Source organism: Salmonella sp. 3C (genome assembly GCF_025426275.1).
GTDB classification, from domain to species: domain Bacteria; phylum Pseudomonadota; class Gammaproteobacteria; order Enterobacterales; family Enterobacteriaceae; genus Salmonella; species Salmonella enterica.
Map to the genome: position 1 here is coordinate 4481013 of NZ_CP104858.1, position 15086 is coordinate 4496098.

The window sequence follows — 15086 nt, forward strand, 5'->3', positions numbered from 1 at the left end:
ATTCACCTTGCAAAGTGGCAGTGACTATGAAATTTGTCTCTTTTAATATCAACGGCCTGCGCGCCCGTCCCCATCAGCTTGAAGCGATTGTCGAAAAACACCAGCCCGATGTGATCGGCCTACAGGAGACAAAAGTCCACGACGAAATGTTCCCGCTCGAAGAGGTCGCGAAGCTGGGCTATAACGTTTTCTATCATGGACAAAAAGGCCATTACGGCGTCGCGCTGCTAACAAAAGCCACGCCCATTTCCGTCAGACGCGGTTTCCCGGATGATGGCGAAGAGGCGCAACGCCGCATTATCATGGCGGAAATCCCCTCGCCGCTGGGTAATATTACCGTCATTAACGGCTATTTCCCGCAGGGGGAAAGCCGGGATCATCCGTTGAAGTTCCCCGCGAAAGCGCAGTTCTATCAGAACTTGCAAAACTATCTTGAAACGGAACTCAAGTGCGATAATCCGGTATTAATTATGGGCGACATGAATATCAGCCCGACCGATCTGGATATTGGCATCGGCGAAGAGAACCGCAAACGCTGGCTGCGTACCGGTAAATGCTCCTTCCTGCCGGAGGAGCGTGAATGGATGTCGCGGTTACTGAAGTGGGGATTAGTGGACACGTTCCGTCAGGCGAATCCGCAAACGATGGATAAATTTTCGTGGTTTGATTACCGCTCGAAAGGTTTCGTGGATAATCGCGGGCTGCGTATCGACCTCTTGCTGGCAAGCGCTCCGCTGGCGGAACGTTGCGCAGAAACCGGTATAGACTACGACATTCGCAGTATGGAAAAACCCTCCGACCATGCGCCGGTCTGGGCGACGTTTCGTGTTTGATTCCGCTTTCTGATTAACCGTAAGGCCGGGATAGCGCGACGCTTCCCGGCAGGAATAACGACCTTAACGACAATGATAAAAAAACTCGATGTTGTTGCCGCCATCATTGAATGCGACGGCAAAATTCTGCTGGCCCAGCGCCCAGCTCATGCGGATCAAGCCGGTTTATGGGAGTTTGCCGGCGGTAAAGTCGAACCCGGCGAAACCCAGCCGCAGGCGCTTATCCGCGAGCTACGCGAAGAGTTAGGGATTGACGCCACGCCCGGCGTCTATATCGCCAGCCATCAACGCGACGTGTCTGGCCGACGAATTCATTTGCACGCCTGGCATGTGCCTGCGTTTAACGGTCTGATACGTGCGCTGGAACATCAGGCATTAGCCTGGTGTACGCCGGAAGAGGCGCTGGAGTACCCCCTCGCCCCGGCGGATATTCCGCTATTGCAGGCGTTTATGGCTTTACGCGACGCCAGACTAACGGATTCGTGCTGATGGTTTTTTCGTCACGCTGGCACTGGAGCAAGACGCCTTCCACTTTTATTACCGCGCCTTCGGAGTAATTCTGATCCTGGTAAACGCAGCACTGAATGCAGGGCTGGGACGACTGACCGCGCGTGCTGAAAACTTCCGGCGGGACATTCACCTGAATATCAGGACGACTGTTCTGGTTTGCCAGCCCGACCATTGGCATTATCGCCATCACGGCGACCACGAGGCTTCGGCGCATAGGATTTCCTTATTTTTCTAAGTATATTCTCAGTATAACGGTAAGCCGCCGTGAAAACTTTAATCCTCTTTTGTCATCGCTTTTAGTTATGACCCTCGCCCCGTTATGAATTTACTTAGCAGCGTCATTTTTTTCTTGCTTACCGTCACATTGCTGATGGTATAGTCGAAAACTGCAAATACATATTCTGATAAAACGCAAATACAACCACATTAATATATAAGAGGTTTTTATATCTATGGATCAGACATGTTCTCTGGAATCGTTCCTCAACCATGTACAAAAGCGCGACCCGCATCAAACCGAGTTCGCGCAAGCCGTCCGTGAAGTCATGACCACCCTGTGGCCGTTTCTTGAACAAAACCCCCGTTACCGCCACATGTCTTTACTGGAACGTTTGGTTGAACCAGAGCGCGTAATCCAGTTTCGCGTAGTGTGGCTGGACGACAAAAACCAGGTGCAGGTAAATCGCGCCTGGCGCGTGCAGTTCAACTCTGCTATCGGCCCCTATAAAGGCGGTATGCGCTTCCATCCTTCGGTAAACCTTTCCATCCTTAAGTTCCTCGGCTTTGAGCAAACCTTTAAAAATGCCCTCACCACGTTGCCGATGGGCGGCGGTAAAGGCGGCAGCGATTTCGATCCGAAAGGGAAAAGCGAAGGCGAAGTGATGCGTTTCTGCCAGGCGCTGATGACTGAACTGTATCGCCATTTAGGGCCGGATACCGACGTGCCTGCCGGGGATATCGGCGTGGGCGGACGCGAAGTGGGCTTTATGGCGGGAATGATGCGCAAGCTTTCCAATAACAGCGCCTGCGTCTTCACCGGCAAAGGGCTTTCCTTCGGCGGCAGCCTGATTCGTCCGGAGGCGACGGGCTATGGCCTGGTCTACTTCACCGAAGCGATGCTTAAACGTCATGGTCTCGGTTTTGAAGGGATGCGCGTCGCCGTGTCCGGCTCCGGCAACGTAGCGCAATACGCCATTGAGAAAGCGATGGCCTTTGGCGCGCGCGTGGTTACCGCGTCGGATTCGAGCGGGACGGTGGTCGATGAAAGTGGCTTCACGCCAGAGAAGCTGGCGCGTCTGTGTGAAATTAAAGCCAGCCGTGACGGTCGCGTCGCTGACTACGCCCGTGAGTTTGGCTTAACCTATCTGGAAGGCCAGCAGCCCTGGAGCGTACCGGTGGATATCGCCCTGCCATGCGCGACGCAGAACGAACTGGACGTTGACGCCGCGCGCGTACTGATTGCCAATGGCGTAAAAGCCGTGGCGGAAGGGGCAAATATGCCAACCACGATTGAAGCGACCGATCTCTTCCTTGAAGCGGGCGTACTGTTTGCGCCGGGTAAAGCCGCCAACGCGGGCGGCGTGGCGACATCGGGGCTGGAAATGGCGCAGAACGCCGCGCGGTTGAGCTGGAAAGCCGAGAAAGTGGACGCCCGTCTGCATCACATTATGCTGGATATCCACCACGCCTGTGTCGAGTACGGCGGCGACAATAAGCATACCAACTACGTTCAGGGCGCCAACATCGCCGGTTTCGTGAAAGTCGCCGACGCCATGCTGGCGCAGGGCGTCATTTAATCCCGTCGTCAGGCCAGATAGCTTTACGCTTATTCGGTCTGACGGCCTGTCTCCTCAGCAGGCGGGCTTTTTTTGCCCGCTCGCTTACGCGGCGCGCTCTTTTTCTTGTCTCCACCGCCTGGCGCGACTATCCCTCTGAAGCGCTTCACCGGCGTGCGCTTAGCCTGCTCGATCAGCTGATATAACGTGCCGACCAGCGGTTGCATGAAATCCTGGTAACGGCACTGCTTTTCGCTGATTTGCGTCAAAACAGATTCCCAGTGCGCGGTCATATCTGGACGGGCCGCCATTTCCGGCAGCGAATGTATTAACGCTTTGCCAGCATCGGTAGAATGAATGTAGCGCCCTTTTTTGGTCAGAAAGCTACGTTTGAACAGCAGCTCGATAATCCCGGCGCGCGTGGCTTCCGTCCCCAGCCCATCGGTCGCGCGCAGGATCTTTTTCAGATCTTTATCCTGCACGAAGCGGGCAATTCCGGTCATCGCGGAAAGCAATGTCGCATCAGTGAAATGACGCGGCGGCTGGGTTTGGCGCTCGACCACTTCCCCCTTTTCACACAGCAACTCATCACCTTTGGCGACAACCGGCAGCGGCGTACCGTCGTTTTCCTCGTCGCGCTCTTTACTGCCCAGTAACGTCCGCCAACCGGCCTCCGCCAGAAAACGCGCTTTGGCGACAAATTTCCCTTTGGCGATTTCCAGTTCAATAACGCATTTACGAAACACCGCGTCCGGGCAGAACTGCATCAGATACTGACGCGCAATCAGGGTGTACACTTTCGCTTCGTTTTCCGTCAGATGGACAGAAGAACTGCGCGCCGTCGGGATAATCGCGTGGTGCGCATCCACTTTTTTGTCATCCCAGCAGCGATTGCGCGTATCAGGATTAACCACAGGCTGCGGCAGTAAATCCGGGGCGTGGACGCTAATCGCGTTCATGACCGCCTGCCGTCCGGCAAAGTGTTCTTCCGGCAGATAACGGCAGTCGGAACGCGGATAGGTAATCAGTTTGTGGGTTTCATATAGCTTCTGACAAATATCAAGCACGTTTTGCGCGCTCAGGCCAAAGCGTTTGGCGGCTTCAATCTGTAGCGTCGAGAGCGAAAACGGCAGCGGCGCGGATTCTGATTCCCGTTTATCATTATAACTGGTTACCAGCGCGGGCTGACCGTTGATTCGGTTCACCACATGCTCCGCCAGCGGACGATGAAGCAAGCGCCCCTCTTCATCCTGATAAGGTTCGCACGCCTCGCTCGGCTGCCAGATAGCGGTAAAACGCTCGTCGGCAGGCGTAACGATGTGCGCCTTTACTTCAAAGAAGTCTTTGGCGACGAAGTTCTCAATCTCTTCGTCTCTCCGCACCACCAGCCCCAGTACCGGCGTCTGTACGCGTCCCACGGATAACACGCCCTGATAGCCGGCATTACGGCCCAGGATCGTGTAAGCGCGGGTCATATTAATGCCATACAGCCAGTCCGCTCGCGCTCGCGCCAGCGCGGAGACGCACAGCGGCACGAAGTCGCTGTTCGCCCGCAGCCTGTCAATAGCACGCTCGACCGCCTGCGGGTTAAGGTCGTTTATCAGACAACGCCGCACCTGCTGGCGCTTTTCGGCAGGAAGCTGGAGATAATCCAGCACTTCATCAACCAGAAGCTGCCCTTCGCGATCCGGGTCGCCGGCGTGAATAATTTCACCGGCTTGATGCAAAAAGCGCTTAATCACATTGAGCTGTTTGGTGACGGAAGGACGAGGCTGAAGCTGCCATTTTTCCGGCACAATAGGCAGGTCAGCCAGATTCCAGCGCGCATAACGGCTGTCATACGCATCCGGCTGCGCCTGTTCCAGCAAATGACCAATACACCAGGTGACGACCTGCCCGTTTCCGCACTCAATAAAACCATCGCCTTTACGGTGCGGTTTTGGCAGCACATCCGCAATGGCGCGCCCCAGACTCGGTTTTTCGGCAATAAACAACCGCATCAGGTTAACGAATCTCAACCATAGCGCGACCGCCGCGGGCCTCGACCAGTTCGCCAATCGCGGTCAGATCGATACCAAATTCCGCCGCGGTGGCTTTAACATCGTCTTCGGCGTCCGGCGTTACCGCCAACAACAGACCGCCTGACGTTTGCGGATCGCACAGCAGGCTACGAACTTCACGCGACATGTCGCCCATCAGATGACCATAGCTGGCGAAGTTGCGCTCTGTGCCGCCCGGTACGGCGCCCAGAGCAATATACTCTTCCACGCCCGGCAGTTTAGGGATGTCCTGATAGCAAAGCAGCGCCTGCACGCCTGCGCCCTGGCACATCTCGCTCAGGTGCCCCAGCAGGCCAAAACCGGTAACGTCAGTCATAGCTTTTACGCCGTCGATATTGGCAAACGCCGCGCCAGCAACGTTCATCCGACACATGACTTCCGTCGCCAGCCCCTGATGTTCAGGTTTAAGCAGCGATTTTTTCTCGGCGGTGGTCAACACGCCAATCCCCAACGGTTTGGTCAGAAAGAGTTTGCATCCCGCCTGCGCGGTACTGTTTTTCTTCACCCGTTCGGTCGGCACTACGCCTGTGACCGCGAGACCAAAGATCGGCTCCGGGGCGTCAATAGAGTGTCCGCCCGCCAGCGCGATACCGGCCTGACGGCAGGCAAAGCGCCCCCCCTCGGTCACTTCACGCGCAATATCGGGCGACAGGGTGTTAATCGGCCAGCCAAGGATCGCGATCGCCATAATCGGTTTGCCGCCCATCGCAAAAATATCGCTGATGGCGTTTGTTGCCGCAATGCGGCCAAAATCAAACGGGTTGTCGACTATCGGCATAAAGAAGTCGGTGGTGCTGATGATACTGGTGCCATTACCCAGATCGTAAACCGCCGCATCATCGCGGGTTTCATTACCCACCAGCAGGTTCGGGTCGACGAACTTCGCCTGCTCGCTATGCAGGATAGTCTCCAGCACTTTAGGGGAAATTTTACAACCGCAACCAGCGCCGTGGCTGTATTGCGTTAAACGAATGGCTTGCTCGCTCATGGACATCTCCTGTCATTGCATTCGCGCTATGGTAGCGCTCATTCCCTGATGTGGTAAGTATCACTGTCTGAATTACCGCGCCTTTGCTCAGAATCCAGACAGTTTTATCCCTCAGCGTCAGAAATAACGCACAAACGGCGTGGGGTCGGGGGTACTGATCGTCGTTGACGCTTTGAGCTGCGGCGTGCCGAGATAGAGAAAACCAACAATTTTATCCTGCGGGCGGCACTCAAAGGCTTCCCGCACGATAGCGCTCTCCGTTAATGCGCCGCTACGCCAGATACCATTAAACCCTTGCGCAATCGCCGCCATTTGCATCGCCATCACCGCGCATCCGGCAGACATCTCCTGTTCCCACACCGGAACCTTATGGTTTTCTTCGCATTTCGCCACCACGGTAATGATCAGCGGCGCGCGAAACGGCGCATTACGCGCTTTTTCGATCGCTTTCTCATCGCCCCCGGCAGCGACAGCGCCTTGTTCAAGCACGGCGCTGAAGCGGTCGCGCCCCTCTCCTTCAATCACAAAAAAACGCCACGGCTGTAGAGATTTATGATCGGGAACACGCATTCCCGCCCGCAGAATGTTCTGTAATTGCTCTCCGACAGGCGCCGGTTCTGCGAGACGAGAGGCGCTACGACGGTTGACCAGCAGTTCTAGTGCATCCATTTGATTAACTCCAGCAATGATATTTATTCACAAAATTAACACGGGAGCGGATTTTGTTACAGCGCAGGCAGTGATTCCTGCTGACAACTGCCTGATGGGTCATTACGATAGCCACATCTTAATGCTTTATCCTCACCAAGGTATAAGCGTTGTTACTCAGATAGGGAGAATACATGCGAACCCTGTGGCGATTTATTGCCGGATTTTTTAAATGGACGTGGCGAGTGTTGAACTTCGTCCGTGAAATGGTACTCAACCTGTTCTTTATTTTTCTGGTCCTGGTGGGCGTTGGGATCTGGATGCAGATCGGTAACGGCAACAACAGTGAGCAAACGGCGCGCGGCGCTCTGCTGCTGGATATTTCCGGCGTCATTGTGGATAAACCCTCCACCAATCACCGTCTGGGCGCGCTGGGTCGCCAGTTATTTGGCGCCAGCTCCGACCGTCTGCAGGAAAACTCCCTGTTTGACATCGTCAACGCTATTCGTCAGGCGAAAGATGACCGTAACATCACGGGTATCGTTCTGGATCTGAAAAACTTCACCGGCGCCGATCAGCCGTCAATGCGCTATATCGGTAAAGCGCTGCGCGAATTCCGCGACAGCGGCAAACCGGTTTTCGCCGTGGGTGAAAACTACAGCCAGGGTCAGTATTACCTCGCCAGTTTCGCCAATAAAATTTGGCTTTCCCCACAGGGTCAGGTAGATCTTCACGGCTTCGCTACGAATGGCCTGTACTACAAAACGCTGCTGGATAAGCTGAAAGTCTCTACCCACGTTTTCCGGGTCGGCACCTATAAATCCGCCGTCGAGCCGTTTATCCGCGACGATATGTCGCCCGCCGCCCGCGAGGCCGACAGCCGCTGGATAGGCGAACTGTGGCAGAACTACCTGCATACCGTTTCCGCCAATCGCCAGATTTCGCCGCAACAACTCTTCCCCGGCGCGCAGGCTATTATCGACGGGTTAACTAGCGTGGGCGGCGACACCGCCAAATATGCGCTCGACCATAAACTGGTGGACGCCCTCGCCTCCAGCGCAGATGTTGAAAAAGCGCTGACGAAGCAGTTTGGCTGGAGCAAAACCGAAAATAACTATCGCGCGATCAGTTATTACGATTATTCGCTGAAAACGCCTGCGGATACCGGCGGTACTATTGCGGTTATTTTCGCCAATGGCGCGATTATGGATGGCGAAGAAACACCAGGGAATGTCGGCGGCGACACTACGGCATCGCAGATCCGCGACGCACGCCTTGATCCTAAAGTGAAAGCGATTGTGCTGCGCATCAATAGCCCAGGCGGTAGCGTCAACGCCTCCGAAGTTATCCGCGCCGAACTGGCGGCGGCAAGAGCGGCTGGCAAACCGGTGGTGGTCTCAATGGGCGGTATGGCGGCCTCCGGCGGTTACTGGATCTCTACGCCGGCAAACTATATCGTGGCCAGCCCCAGCACGCTGACGGGTTCAATTGGCATCTTCGGCGTCATCAATACGGTAGAAAACAGCCTGTCGTCGATTGGCGTACACAGCGACGGCGTTTCCACCTCGCCGCTGGCGGATATTTCGATGACCAAAGCGCTGTCACCGGAAGTGCAGCAGATGATGCAACTCAGTATTGAGTACGGCTACAAACGCTTTATCACGCTGGTGGCAGACGCGCGTAAGCGTACGCCGGAGCAGATTGATAAAATCGCGCAAGGCCATGTCTGGACCGGAGAAGACGCGAAAGCCAATGGTCTGGTGGACAGTCTCGGCGACTTTGACGACGCCGTCGCCAAAGCGGCGGAGCTGGCGAAACTGAAACAGTGGCATCTTGATTACTATCAGGACGAACCGACGGTCCTTGATATGGTCATGGACAGTATGACCGGATCAGTACGCGCCATGCTGCCGGAGGCCATTCAGGCGATGCTCCCGGCGCCGCTCGTTTCCGCCGCCAATACGGTGAAGGCCGAGGGGGATAAACTGGCGGCATTTAACGATCCGCAAAACCGTTATGCGTTCTGTTTGACTTGCGCGAACGTTCGCTAATGCTTCATCAATAGCCATACCGGATGGCGGCGTCTGCTCATAGCCGCCATCCGATAATCATTAATACGTCCTTCGCGACACGACTGAACATTATCATGCAAAAGAAATCAATTTACGTTGCCTATACCGGCGGTACTATCGGTATGCAGCGCTCAGATAAAGGGTATATCCCGGTGTCCGGGCACCTTCAGCGCCAGCTGGCGCTGATGCCGGAATTCCACCGCCCGGAGATGCCGGATTTTACCATCCATGAATATGCCCCGCTGATGGATTCATCAGATATGACGCCGGAAGACTGGCAGCATATCGCTGAAGATATCAAAGCGCACTACGATGAGTATGACGGTTTTGTTATTCTGCACGGCACCGACACGATGGCGTATACCGCATCGGCGCTCTCTTTCATGCTGGAAAATCTGGGTAAACCGGTTATTGTGACAGGGTCACAAATTCCGCTGGCTGAGCTGCGCTCCGACGGGCAAATTAATTTGCTGAATGCGCTTTATGTCGCCGCCAACTATCCTGTTAATGAAGTAACGCTGTTTTTTAATAATCGTCTGTTCCGCGGCAATCGCACGACCAAAGCCCATGCGGATGGTTTTGACGCTTTTGCCTCTCCTAATCTGCCGCCCTTGCTGGAAGCAGGAATTCACATTCGCCGTTTAAATACGCCTCCCGCGCCCTACGGTTCTGGTGAATTAATCGTTCACCCTATTACGCCGCAGCCGATAGGCGTAGTGACGATTTATCCGGGGATTTCCGCCGAGGTAGTACGTAACTTTCTGCGTCAGCCGGTAAAAGCGCTGATTCTGCGCTCTTATGGCGTAGGCAACGCGCCGCAAAATAAAGCGTTTTTACAGGAGCTGAAAGAGGCCAGTTCGCGCGGCATCGTGGTGGTTAACCTGACGCAATGCATGTCAGGGCGAGTCAATATGGGCGGGTACGCTACCGGTAATGCGCTGGCGCACGCTGGCGTGATTGGCGGTGCCGATATGACCGTCGAAGCCACCTTAACCAAACTGCATTATTTGTTAAGCCAGGGTCTGGACACTCAGGCGATTCGTAGCGCGATGGCGCAAAACTTGCGTGGTGAATTGACGCCGGATGATTAAAAAATCCCGACGACAAGGAGAAGATAATGACAAACCGGGCCTTATTACTGGTCGACTTGCAAAATGACTTTTGCGCCGGCGGCGCGCTGGCTGTAGCGGAAGGCGACAGCACCATCGACATCGCCAACGCTCTTATTGACTGGTGCCAGCCCCGGCAGATTCCGGTGCTGGCCAGCCAGGACTGGCATCCCGCGCAGCATGGCAGCTTCGCCAGCCAGCATCAGGCGGAACCCTATAGTCAGGGAAAGCTGGACGGGCTGCCGCAAACGCTCTGGCCGGATCACTGCGTTCAACATACCGACGGCGCGGCGTTACATCCCCTGCTTAACCAACATGCGATTGACGCCTGTATCTATAAGGGTGAAAACCCGCTGATTGATAGCTACAGCGCGTTTTTTGACAACGAACATCGGCAGAAAACTACCCTTGATACCTGGCTTCGCGAGCATGACGTTACCGAGCTTATCGTGATGGGGTTGGCGACCGATTACTGCGTAAAATTTACGGTGCTGGATGCGCTAGAGTTGGGCTATGCCGTTAACGTTATCACCGATGGCTGTCGCGGCGTGAATATTCACCCGCAGGATAGCGCACACGCGTTTATGGAGATGGCGTCGGCAGGCGCGACGCTGTATACGCTGGCAGACTGGGAAGAGACGCAGGGCCAGGCTGTCGCCAGGTAGCGGAGCAGGTATCGTATCCGGTCAATACATCACGCAACGGTGAGACCATTGCATAGATCTTTGGGCCGGATACGTCACGTCAGCGCCGCTACCAGGCAAAGCTCAACGCAGGCTGGAGAGCGCTTCTAACGAAACTCTTCTCGTTTCAATGCCAAAACAAAATAATATCAGCGCGCACGCCGCCAGCAGCATACCCAGCACAACAAAAACGGTGACAGATCCATACCGGGTCAGTAAAACCGCCACGCCGTAGGGGGTAAAGACAGCGACGATCCGCCCTACCGCATTCACAAAACCCGATCCACGTAGTCTAAGGTGCGTAGGCCATAATTCGGGAACGTAAACCGCCGAGGCGAAGCAGACGTACATATACAGAAAGGAAATCATGACTAGTCCATAAACTAGAATGGCCCATTCCTCAGTCTGTATTGAGTAAAAATATCCTACTACCGCAATAACGATAAGCAACAGCGAACCAAATAACCGTCTGGGGAAATGATCAATAATGAGCGCGGCGATAAATATGCCCACCGGCGCGCCAATCATAATGATGGCGGTCATGAAAATGGATTTTGTAACATCAATTCCTGAATTAACAAAAATTGTCGGGATCCATACCGTAATGGTATAAAGCGAAATGTTCATCGCAATCAATACAGTGATCGCCACTAACGTGCGCCGCAACATTTGTCCTTTGAATAAGAGCCAGAATGTACCGTTTTCAAAGCGCGATTCCGTGGATTTATTGCTTTCCTGATGCGGCGGCAAAACAATACTTTTTTCTTTTTCTATTTGCGATTCAATCATGAGAAGCTGCTGTTCAGCCTCGCGTTGCCGCCCTTTACCTGCTAACCACCTGGGCGATTCGATAAAGTACTTCCCCGAAAGAGACCACGCCAGCAGCATCCCTATCCCACCAAGAAGAAACATCATCCGCCAGCTTAAAAACGCAATGACCACTACGCCAATTCCCGCAGACAGCATCGGTGACCAGTTCCCTACAAAAGAGAGACGCGCGGACCATTTTCCTCGTACAATGGGAGGGATAAACTCGGTAAAAGAAGCATATCCAACCATAATCAATGCCCCCATGCCTGTCCCCATCAGACAACGAAAGAAAATCAGCCAGTACATATTGGGAACAAATGCGGCAGCCGTTGCGGAGATGCCCACAAGCAACAAATTAATGCGAAACGCTTTTCGACGCCCCAGGTAATCCCCAATAAAACCGCCGGTAAGCGAACCAATAAAATAGCCAAGCATCAGTGCCGATGTGAACGCGGCATTAAGATAATTATTCGACCAGCCATTGTTTATCAATTTGGCCAGAACCACATTTCCTGAATAACTCAAAAACCCCGTTAATAGCAGGCCAAAACTAATTATTCCAAAAATACGAAAATGAAACCGGGATAACGGTAAGCGGTCTAGTCTGGCGCCGATATGATCATTGTCTTCCATCTGGATGGCCTCTAACGCAGCAAAATAATAAATTATTGTCTCGCGGCAAAGGGGTATTTGCCGCACTTGCTATCATCTGCCGTTTTTTTTGGCATAATCCAGGCGAAAACAATCCAGGCAAGGATAATCTATCGATTAATAGACAAGCTGGATATTATTTTTATCGCAAAATGCGATCCATTCATCACCTGGCGTTTTATTCGTTATCAGGTAATGGATATGACTAAAATCGACCAACCGCACGAACGCTTTACGATCAAATTTTGAGTGGTCCACCAATAACGCCACCTCTGTGGCCTGGCGAATCATCGTTTTTTTGATTTCAGCTTCCGCCTCGTTAGAATCAAGCGCCCCGCTCGCCATATCCAGCCCTTTACAACTCATTACCATAATATCAACATGATAACGGCTGATTATTTCTTTAGTGATACGCCCCTGCAGCGATAGCGTATTTTTATTTAACTCACCGCCCGTAGAAACAAGATTAATGTCCGATTGCGCCAGTTCATGGAAAGCTTCCGCTGAGTTAGTTAACAAAGTAAGATCGTTTCGGTCTTTCAGGAGTTTTAGCAATTCCATTACCGTACTGCTGGAGTCGGCGGCCATCGTTGTTTTGTTTTTAATAAACGGAAGCGTATTACGGGCTATAATTTGCTTCTCTTCATAGAACGATTTTGCACGCTTATAAAAATGGATATTGTCAGCCAGCACCGCCGAATTTAATACCGCACCGCCATAAGTTCGAGTCAAAAAGCCTTCATCTTCGAGTTTTTCCAGATCGCGTCGAATTGTCTCTTCGGTTACCTGAAAAATTGAACTCAAGTTAGAGACTGTTACTTTTTTATCATTAGCGACCATTTGTTTGATCGCCTGAATCCTGTCTTTCGCCGCCACGATTACACCTCTGTTTTCGACGTCATGATAAACGTTGAGTATCTCACAGACTATGTTTACTTTCAAAATAAGCCGTTCGAATAACAGATTTTATCTGCATTTCGCCAAAAAAGAGGTGTAATGTATTGCTTATGGATTGTCCAGCGCTTCCGCCATTTGTCTCATCAATAACGCATCGTCATCCGTTAAGGTGATGGACAGCGCAGCGATATTCTCTCGTACCTGCTCCGGCGACGTGGCGCCGCTCAGTATCGAAATCAGCTCGCTTTGTCGCAATATCCACGCCAGCGCCAGCGTCGGGACGGCGCAATGGTATTTGTCGCACAATGGCTGCCACTGCTCCAGCATATCAATAACCCGCAACATATTCTCACGCTGGAACCAGAGTTTATTCGCGCGCGCCCCGCCGGGAACATAGTCACGGGTAATGGTGCCGGTTAACAATCCCTGCTCCAGTGGCGAATAAACCTGTACCACGATGCCGTGCTCGCGGCATAGCGGCAGCAGCTCCGTTTCCAGCGCCCGGTCAAGAATGCTGTATTTCGCCTGTATGATGTCCAGCTCGCCATGTTTAAGGTATTCGCGGATATGGCTGACATCTACATTCGCCGCCCCGATAGAACGGATTTTCCCCTCTGCTTTCAGAGCATTGAGCACGCCAACGGTTTCCGCAATCGGCGTAAAAAACGGCGGTACCGACTGCCAGTGGGTCATATAGATATCGATATAATCAATCCCTAGTCGCTGGAGACTGGCATCGACTTCTTTACGAATAGAGTCCGGAGAAAGATTTTTATAGAGCTGGCGATCGCCGACTTTATTGAACAGACTCCCTTCCCGCTCCCAGACGATCCCGCATTTGGTCTCCACCACCATCTCGTTACGCGGTAATTTTTTCAGCGCCTGGCCGACAATCACTTCGCTATTGCCAAAGTTATAGCCCGGCGCCGTATCAATCAGGTTAATACCACAACGGTGCGCCTCAACGATAGTATCGATGCAGACCTGCATATCGAGGTTGCCATTCCATGCCGGACCGCCGCCGATAGCCCAGGTGCCGAGTCCCATACGGGAAAGCGCTATATCTGTATTACCTAAAGGTATCATTTTCATCTGCCGCTATTACCCTTCGTATTCATTCAGGAGTTGTTCCACTAGCATTCTGTTTTTCACGCCCGTTGTGGCGCCCACGCTGAGTACCGATATCGCGGCCGTCGCATTGGCGAACCGTGCGCATTCACGCAGCGTTTTTCCCTCCAGTAGCGCGGCGATAAATCCCGATGCAAAATTATCACCAGCGCCAATAGTGTCGATGGCGGTAATGCCTGACACCGCAGGCACCTCCATTTTTATATCGGCGCTTTTGATAAAGCAGCCTTTCTTGCCAGTTTTAATCACCACTGTTTTTACGCCACATTGCAAAAAACAATCGGCAATATCATCCAGCGTCTCTTTCCCGGTCAGCTTTTTGGCTTCATCAATATTAGGAAACAGATAATCGACAAAACTTAGCGCTTCGCGAATATCGTCCAGAGTTTCATTCAGCCGCGGTTTGATCATGTCAGCGCAGATAACCAGTTGATGCGCTTTCGCCTGCGTAAAAATAGCCGTTAATGCTTTGCCATCCAGCAGCGGGCTGTTAAAGATACTTGCCAGTGATAACAGCCTGACCTGAGAAAAACGGTCAAAATCGACATCGTTAATATTTAGCTTCCACAGGCTGCCGTTACGGTTAGTGACAAAGGTGCGCTCACCATCATCAGTCACCAGCCCAACATTAATTGAGGTATCAATATCCGCATCCTGCTTCAGGCTCTGAATATCGATATTCTCCTTCCGACAGTGGTCGAGAATAAAATATCCTGCCGCATCGTCGCCAACGCGACTCATTAGCGCAGTGCGATGCCCGAGACGCGAAATAATCGTGGCTTCATTAATCGCATCTCCCCCTGTGGTCATGGCAATTCGTTCTAATGGATACGAATCGACATCAAAGATATTTTTACTAACCGGTTGCAAAGGAATGTCGACAATGGCCGCCCCTATGCAAAGAACTTCGATTTCGTCCATA

At 52.9% G+C, this 15086-nt stretch carries 14 protein-coding genes; 6 read left to right on the forward strand and 8 right to left on the reverse strand.

Annotated features, from left to right (window positions below):
* The first annotated feature begins 26 nt into the window (after window positions 1–26).
* Both xthA and N7E69_RS21715 read left to right on the forward strand, forming a co-directional pair.
* Window positions 27–833 carry an exodeoxyribonuclease III gene (gene xthA, locus N7E69_RS21710; protein WP_000673954.1) on the forward strand — a complete coding sequence of 269 codons (807 nt, stop codon included), beginning with the start codon at window positions 27–29 and terminating at the stop codon, window positions 831–833.
* A 72-nt stretch (window positions 834–905) separates the two neighbouring features.
* Complete coding sequence (locus N7E69_RS21715; protein WP_000592133.1) at window positions 906–1322, forward strand: pyrimidine (deoxy)nucleoside triphosphate diphosphatase; 417 nt, start codon at window positions 906–908, stop codon at window positions 1320–1322.
* On the opposite strand, the gene N7E69_RS21720 is transcribed toward N7E69_RS21715, so the two are convergent.
* Complete coding sequence (locus tag N7E69_RS21720; RefSeq protein ID WP_001254682.1) at window positions 1282–1557, reverse strand: YnjH family protein; 276 nt, start codon at window positions 1555–1557, stop codon at window positions 1282–1284. The two genes, N7E69_RS21715 and N7E69_RS21720, sit on opposite strands and share 41 nt — an antisense overlap.
* Before the next feature lie 238 nt (window positions 1558–1795).
* On the opposite strand from N7E69_RS21720, the gene gdhA reads away from it, so the two are divergent.
* Window positions 1796–3139 carry an NADP-specific glutamate dehydrogenase gene (gene gdhA / locus N7E69_RS21725; protein WP_000372865.1) on the forward strand — a complete coding sequence of 448 codons (1344 nt, stop codon included), beginning with the start codon at window positions 1796–1798 and terminating at the stop codon, window positions 3137–3139.
* A gap of 29 nt (window positions 3140–3168) precedes the next feature.
* Here gdhA and topB read toward each other — a convergent pair whose 3' ends face one another.
* From topB to N7E69_RS21740, 3 genes are all read right to left on the reverse strand, one after another.
* Window positions 3169–5118, reverse strand: a complete 1950-nt coding sequence (gene topB / locus N7E69_RS21730) for a DNA topoisomerase III (protein WP_001235866.1) — start codon at window positions 5116–5118, stop codon at window positions 3169–3171.
* A gap of 4 nt (window positions 5119–5122) precedes the next feature.
* Window positions 5123–6166 (reverse strand): selenide, water dikinase SelD, encoded by a 1044-nt coding sequence (selD, locus tag N7E69_RS21735; RefSeq protein WP_001294900.1) that lies wholly within the window; start codon window positions 6164–6166, stop codon window positions 5123–5125.
* A gap of 117 nt (window positions 6167–6283) precedes the next feature.
* Complete coding sequence (locus N7E69_RS21740; RefSeq protein ID WP_000339313.1) at window positions 6284–6835, reverse strand: NAD(P)H nitroreductase; 552 nt, start codon at window positions 6833–6835, stop codon at window positions 6284–6286.
* A 173-nt stretch (window positions 6836–7008) separates the two neighbouring features.
* Between N7E69_RS21740 and sppA the strand changes: the two genes are divergently transcribed.
* The 3 genes from sppA (at window position 7009) to pncA (ending at window position 10660) form a co-directional block, all read left to right on the forward strand.
* Window positions 7009–8865: a signal peptide peptidase SppA gene (sppA, locus tag N7E69_RS21745; RefSeq protein ID WP_001259860.1), complete on the forward strand. Its 1857-nt coding sequence runs from the start codon at window positions 7009–7011 to the stop codon at window positions 8863–8865.
* Between the two features lie 95 nt (window positions 8866–8960).
* Entirely contained in the window at window positions 8961–9977 is a 1017-nt protein-coding gene (ansA, locus tag N7E69_RS21750) for an asparaginase (RefSeq protein WP_001170141.1), read from the forward strand.
* A gap of 26 nt (window positions 9978–10003) precedes the next feature.
* Entirely contained in the window at window positions 10004–10660 is a 657-nt protein-coding gene (gene pncA / locus N7E69_RS21755) for a bifunctional nicotinamidase/pyrazinamidase (RefSeq protein ID WP_000184708.1), read from the forward strand.
* Window positions 10661–10762: 102 nt separating this feature from the next.
* Here the strand turns inward: pncA and N7E69_RS21760 are convergent, their stop codons facing one another.
* The 4 genes from N7E69_RS21760 to N7E69_RS21775 form a co-directional block, all read right to left on the reverse strand.
* Window positions 10763–12121: an MFS transporter gene (locus N7E69_RS21760; RefSeq protein ID WP_000389924.1), complete on the reverse strand. Its 1359-nt coding sequence runs from the start codon at window positions 12119–12121 to the stop codon at window positions 10763–10765.
* Window positions 12122–12256: 135 nt separating this feature from the next.
* Window positions 12257–13015 carry a DeoR/GlpR family DNA-binding transcription regulator gene (locus N7E69_RS21765; RefSeq protein ID WP_000719104.1) on the reverse strand — a complete coding sequence of 253 codons (759 nt, stop codon included), beginning with the start codon at window positions 13013–13015 and terminating at the stop codon, window positions 12257–12259.
* 129 nt (window positions 13016–13144) lie between these two features.
* Window positions 13145–14128: an aldo/keto reductase gene (locus N7E69_RS21770; RefSeq protein WP_000782139.1), complete on the reverse strand. Its 984-nt coding sequence runs from the start codon at window positions 14126–14128 to the stop codon at window positions 13145–13147.
* A 9-nt stretch (window positions 14129–14137) separates the two neighbouring features.
* Window positions 14138–15085 (reverse strand): sugar kinase, encoded by a 948-nt coding sequence (locus tag N7E69_RS21775; RefSeq protein WP_000343334.1) that lies wholly within the window; start codon window positions 15083–15085, stop codon window positions 14138–14140.
* Window position 15086: the final 1 nt, after the last annotated feature.

Excerpts from the sequence above, each read along its gene's own strand:
- selD (WP_001294900.1), bottom strand. The coding sequence starts at position 6,166 with ATGAGCGAGCAAGCCATTCGTTTAACGCAATACAGCCACGGCGCTGGT.
- gdhA (WP_000372865.1), top strand. The coding sequence starts at position 1,796 with ATGGATCAGACATGTTCTCTGGAATCGTTCCTCAACCATGTACAAAAG.
- N7E69_RS21715 (WP_000592133.1), top strand. The coding sequence starts at position 906 with ATGATAAAAAAACTCGATGTTGTTGCCGCCATCATTGAATGCGACGGC.
- N7E69_RS21760 (WP_000389924.1), bottom strand. The coding sequence starts at position 12,121 with ATGGAAGACAATGATCATATCGGCGCCAGACTAGACCGCTTACCGTTA.
- topB (WP_001235866.1), bottom strand. The coding sequence starts at position 5,118 with ATGCGGTTGTTTATTGCCGAAAAACCGAGTCTGGGGCGCGCCATTGCG.
- pncA (WP_000184708.1), top strand. The coding sequence starts at position 10,004 with ATGACAAACCGGGCCTTATTACTGGTCGACTTGCAAAATGACTTTTGC.
- N7E69_RS21740 (WP_000339313.1), bottom strand. The coding sequence starts at position 6,835 with ATGGATGCACTAGAACTGCTGGTCAACCGTCGTAGCGCCTCTCGTCTC.
- N7E69_RS21775 (WP_000343334.1), bottom strand. The coding sequence starts at position 15,085 with ATGGACGAAATCGAAGTTCTTTGCATAGGGGCGGCCATTGTCGACATT.
- N7E69_RS21720 (WP_001254682.1), bottom strand. The coding sequence starts at position 1,557 with ATGCGCCGAAGCCTCGTGGTCGCCGTGATGGCGATAATGCCAATGGTC.
- xthA (WP_000673954.1), top strand. The coding sequence starts at position 27 with ATGAAATTTGTCTCTTTTAATATCAACGGCCTGCGCGCCCGTCCCCAT.
- ansA (WP_001170141.1), top strand. The coding sequence starts at position 8,961 with ATGCAAAAGAAATCAATTTACGTTGCCTATACCGGCGGTACTATCGGT.
- N7E69_RS21770 (WP_000782139.1), bottom strand. The coding sequence starts at position 14,128 with ATGAAAATGATACCTTTAGGTAATACAGATATAGCGCTTTCCCGTATG.
- sppA (WP_001259860.1), top strand. The coding sequence starts at position 7,009 with ATGCGAACCCTGTGGCGATTTATTGCCGGATTTTTTAAATGGACGTGG.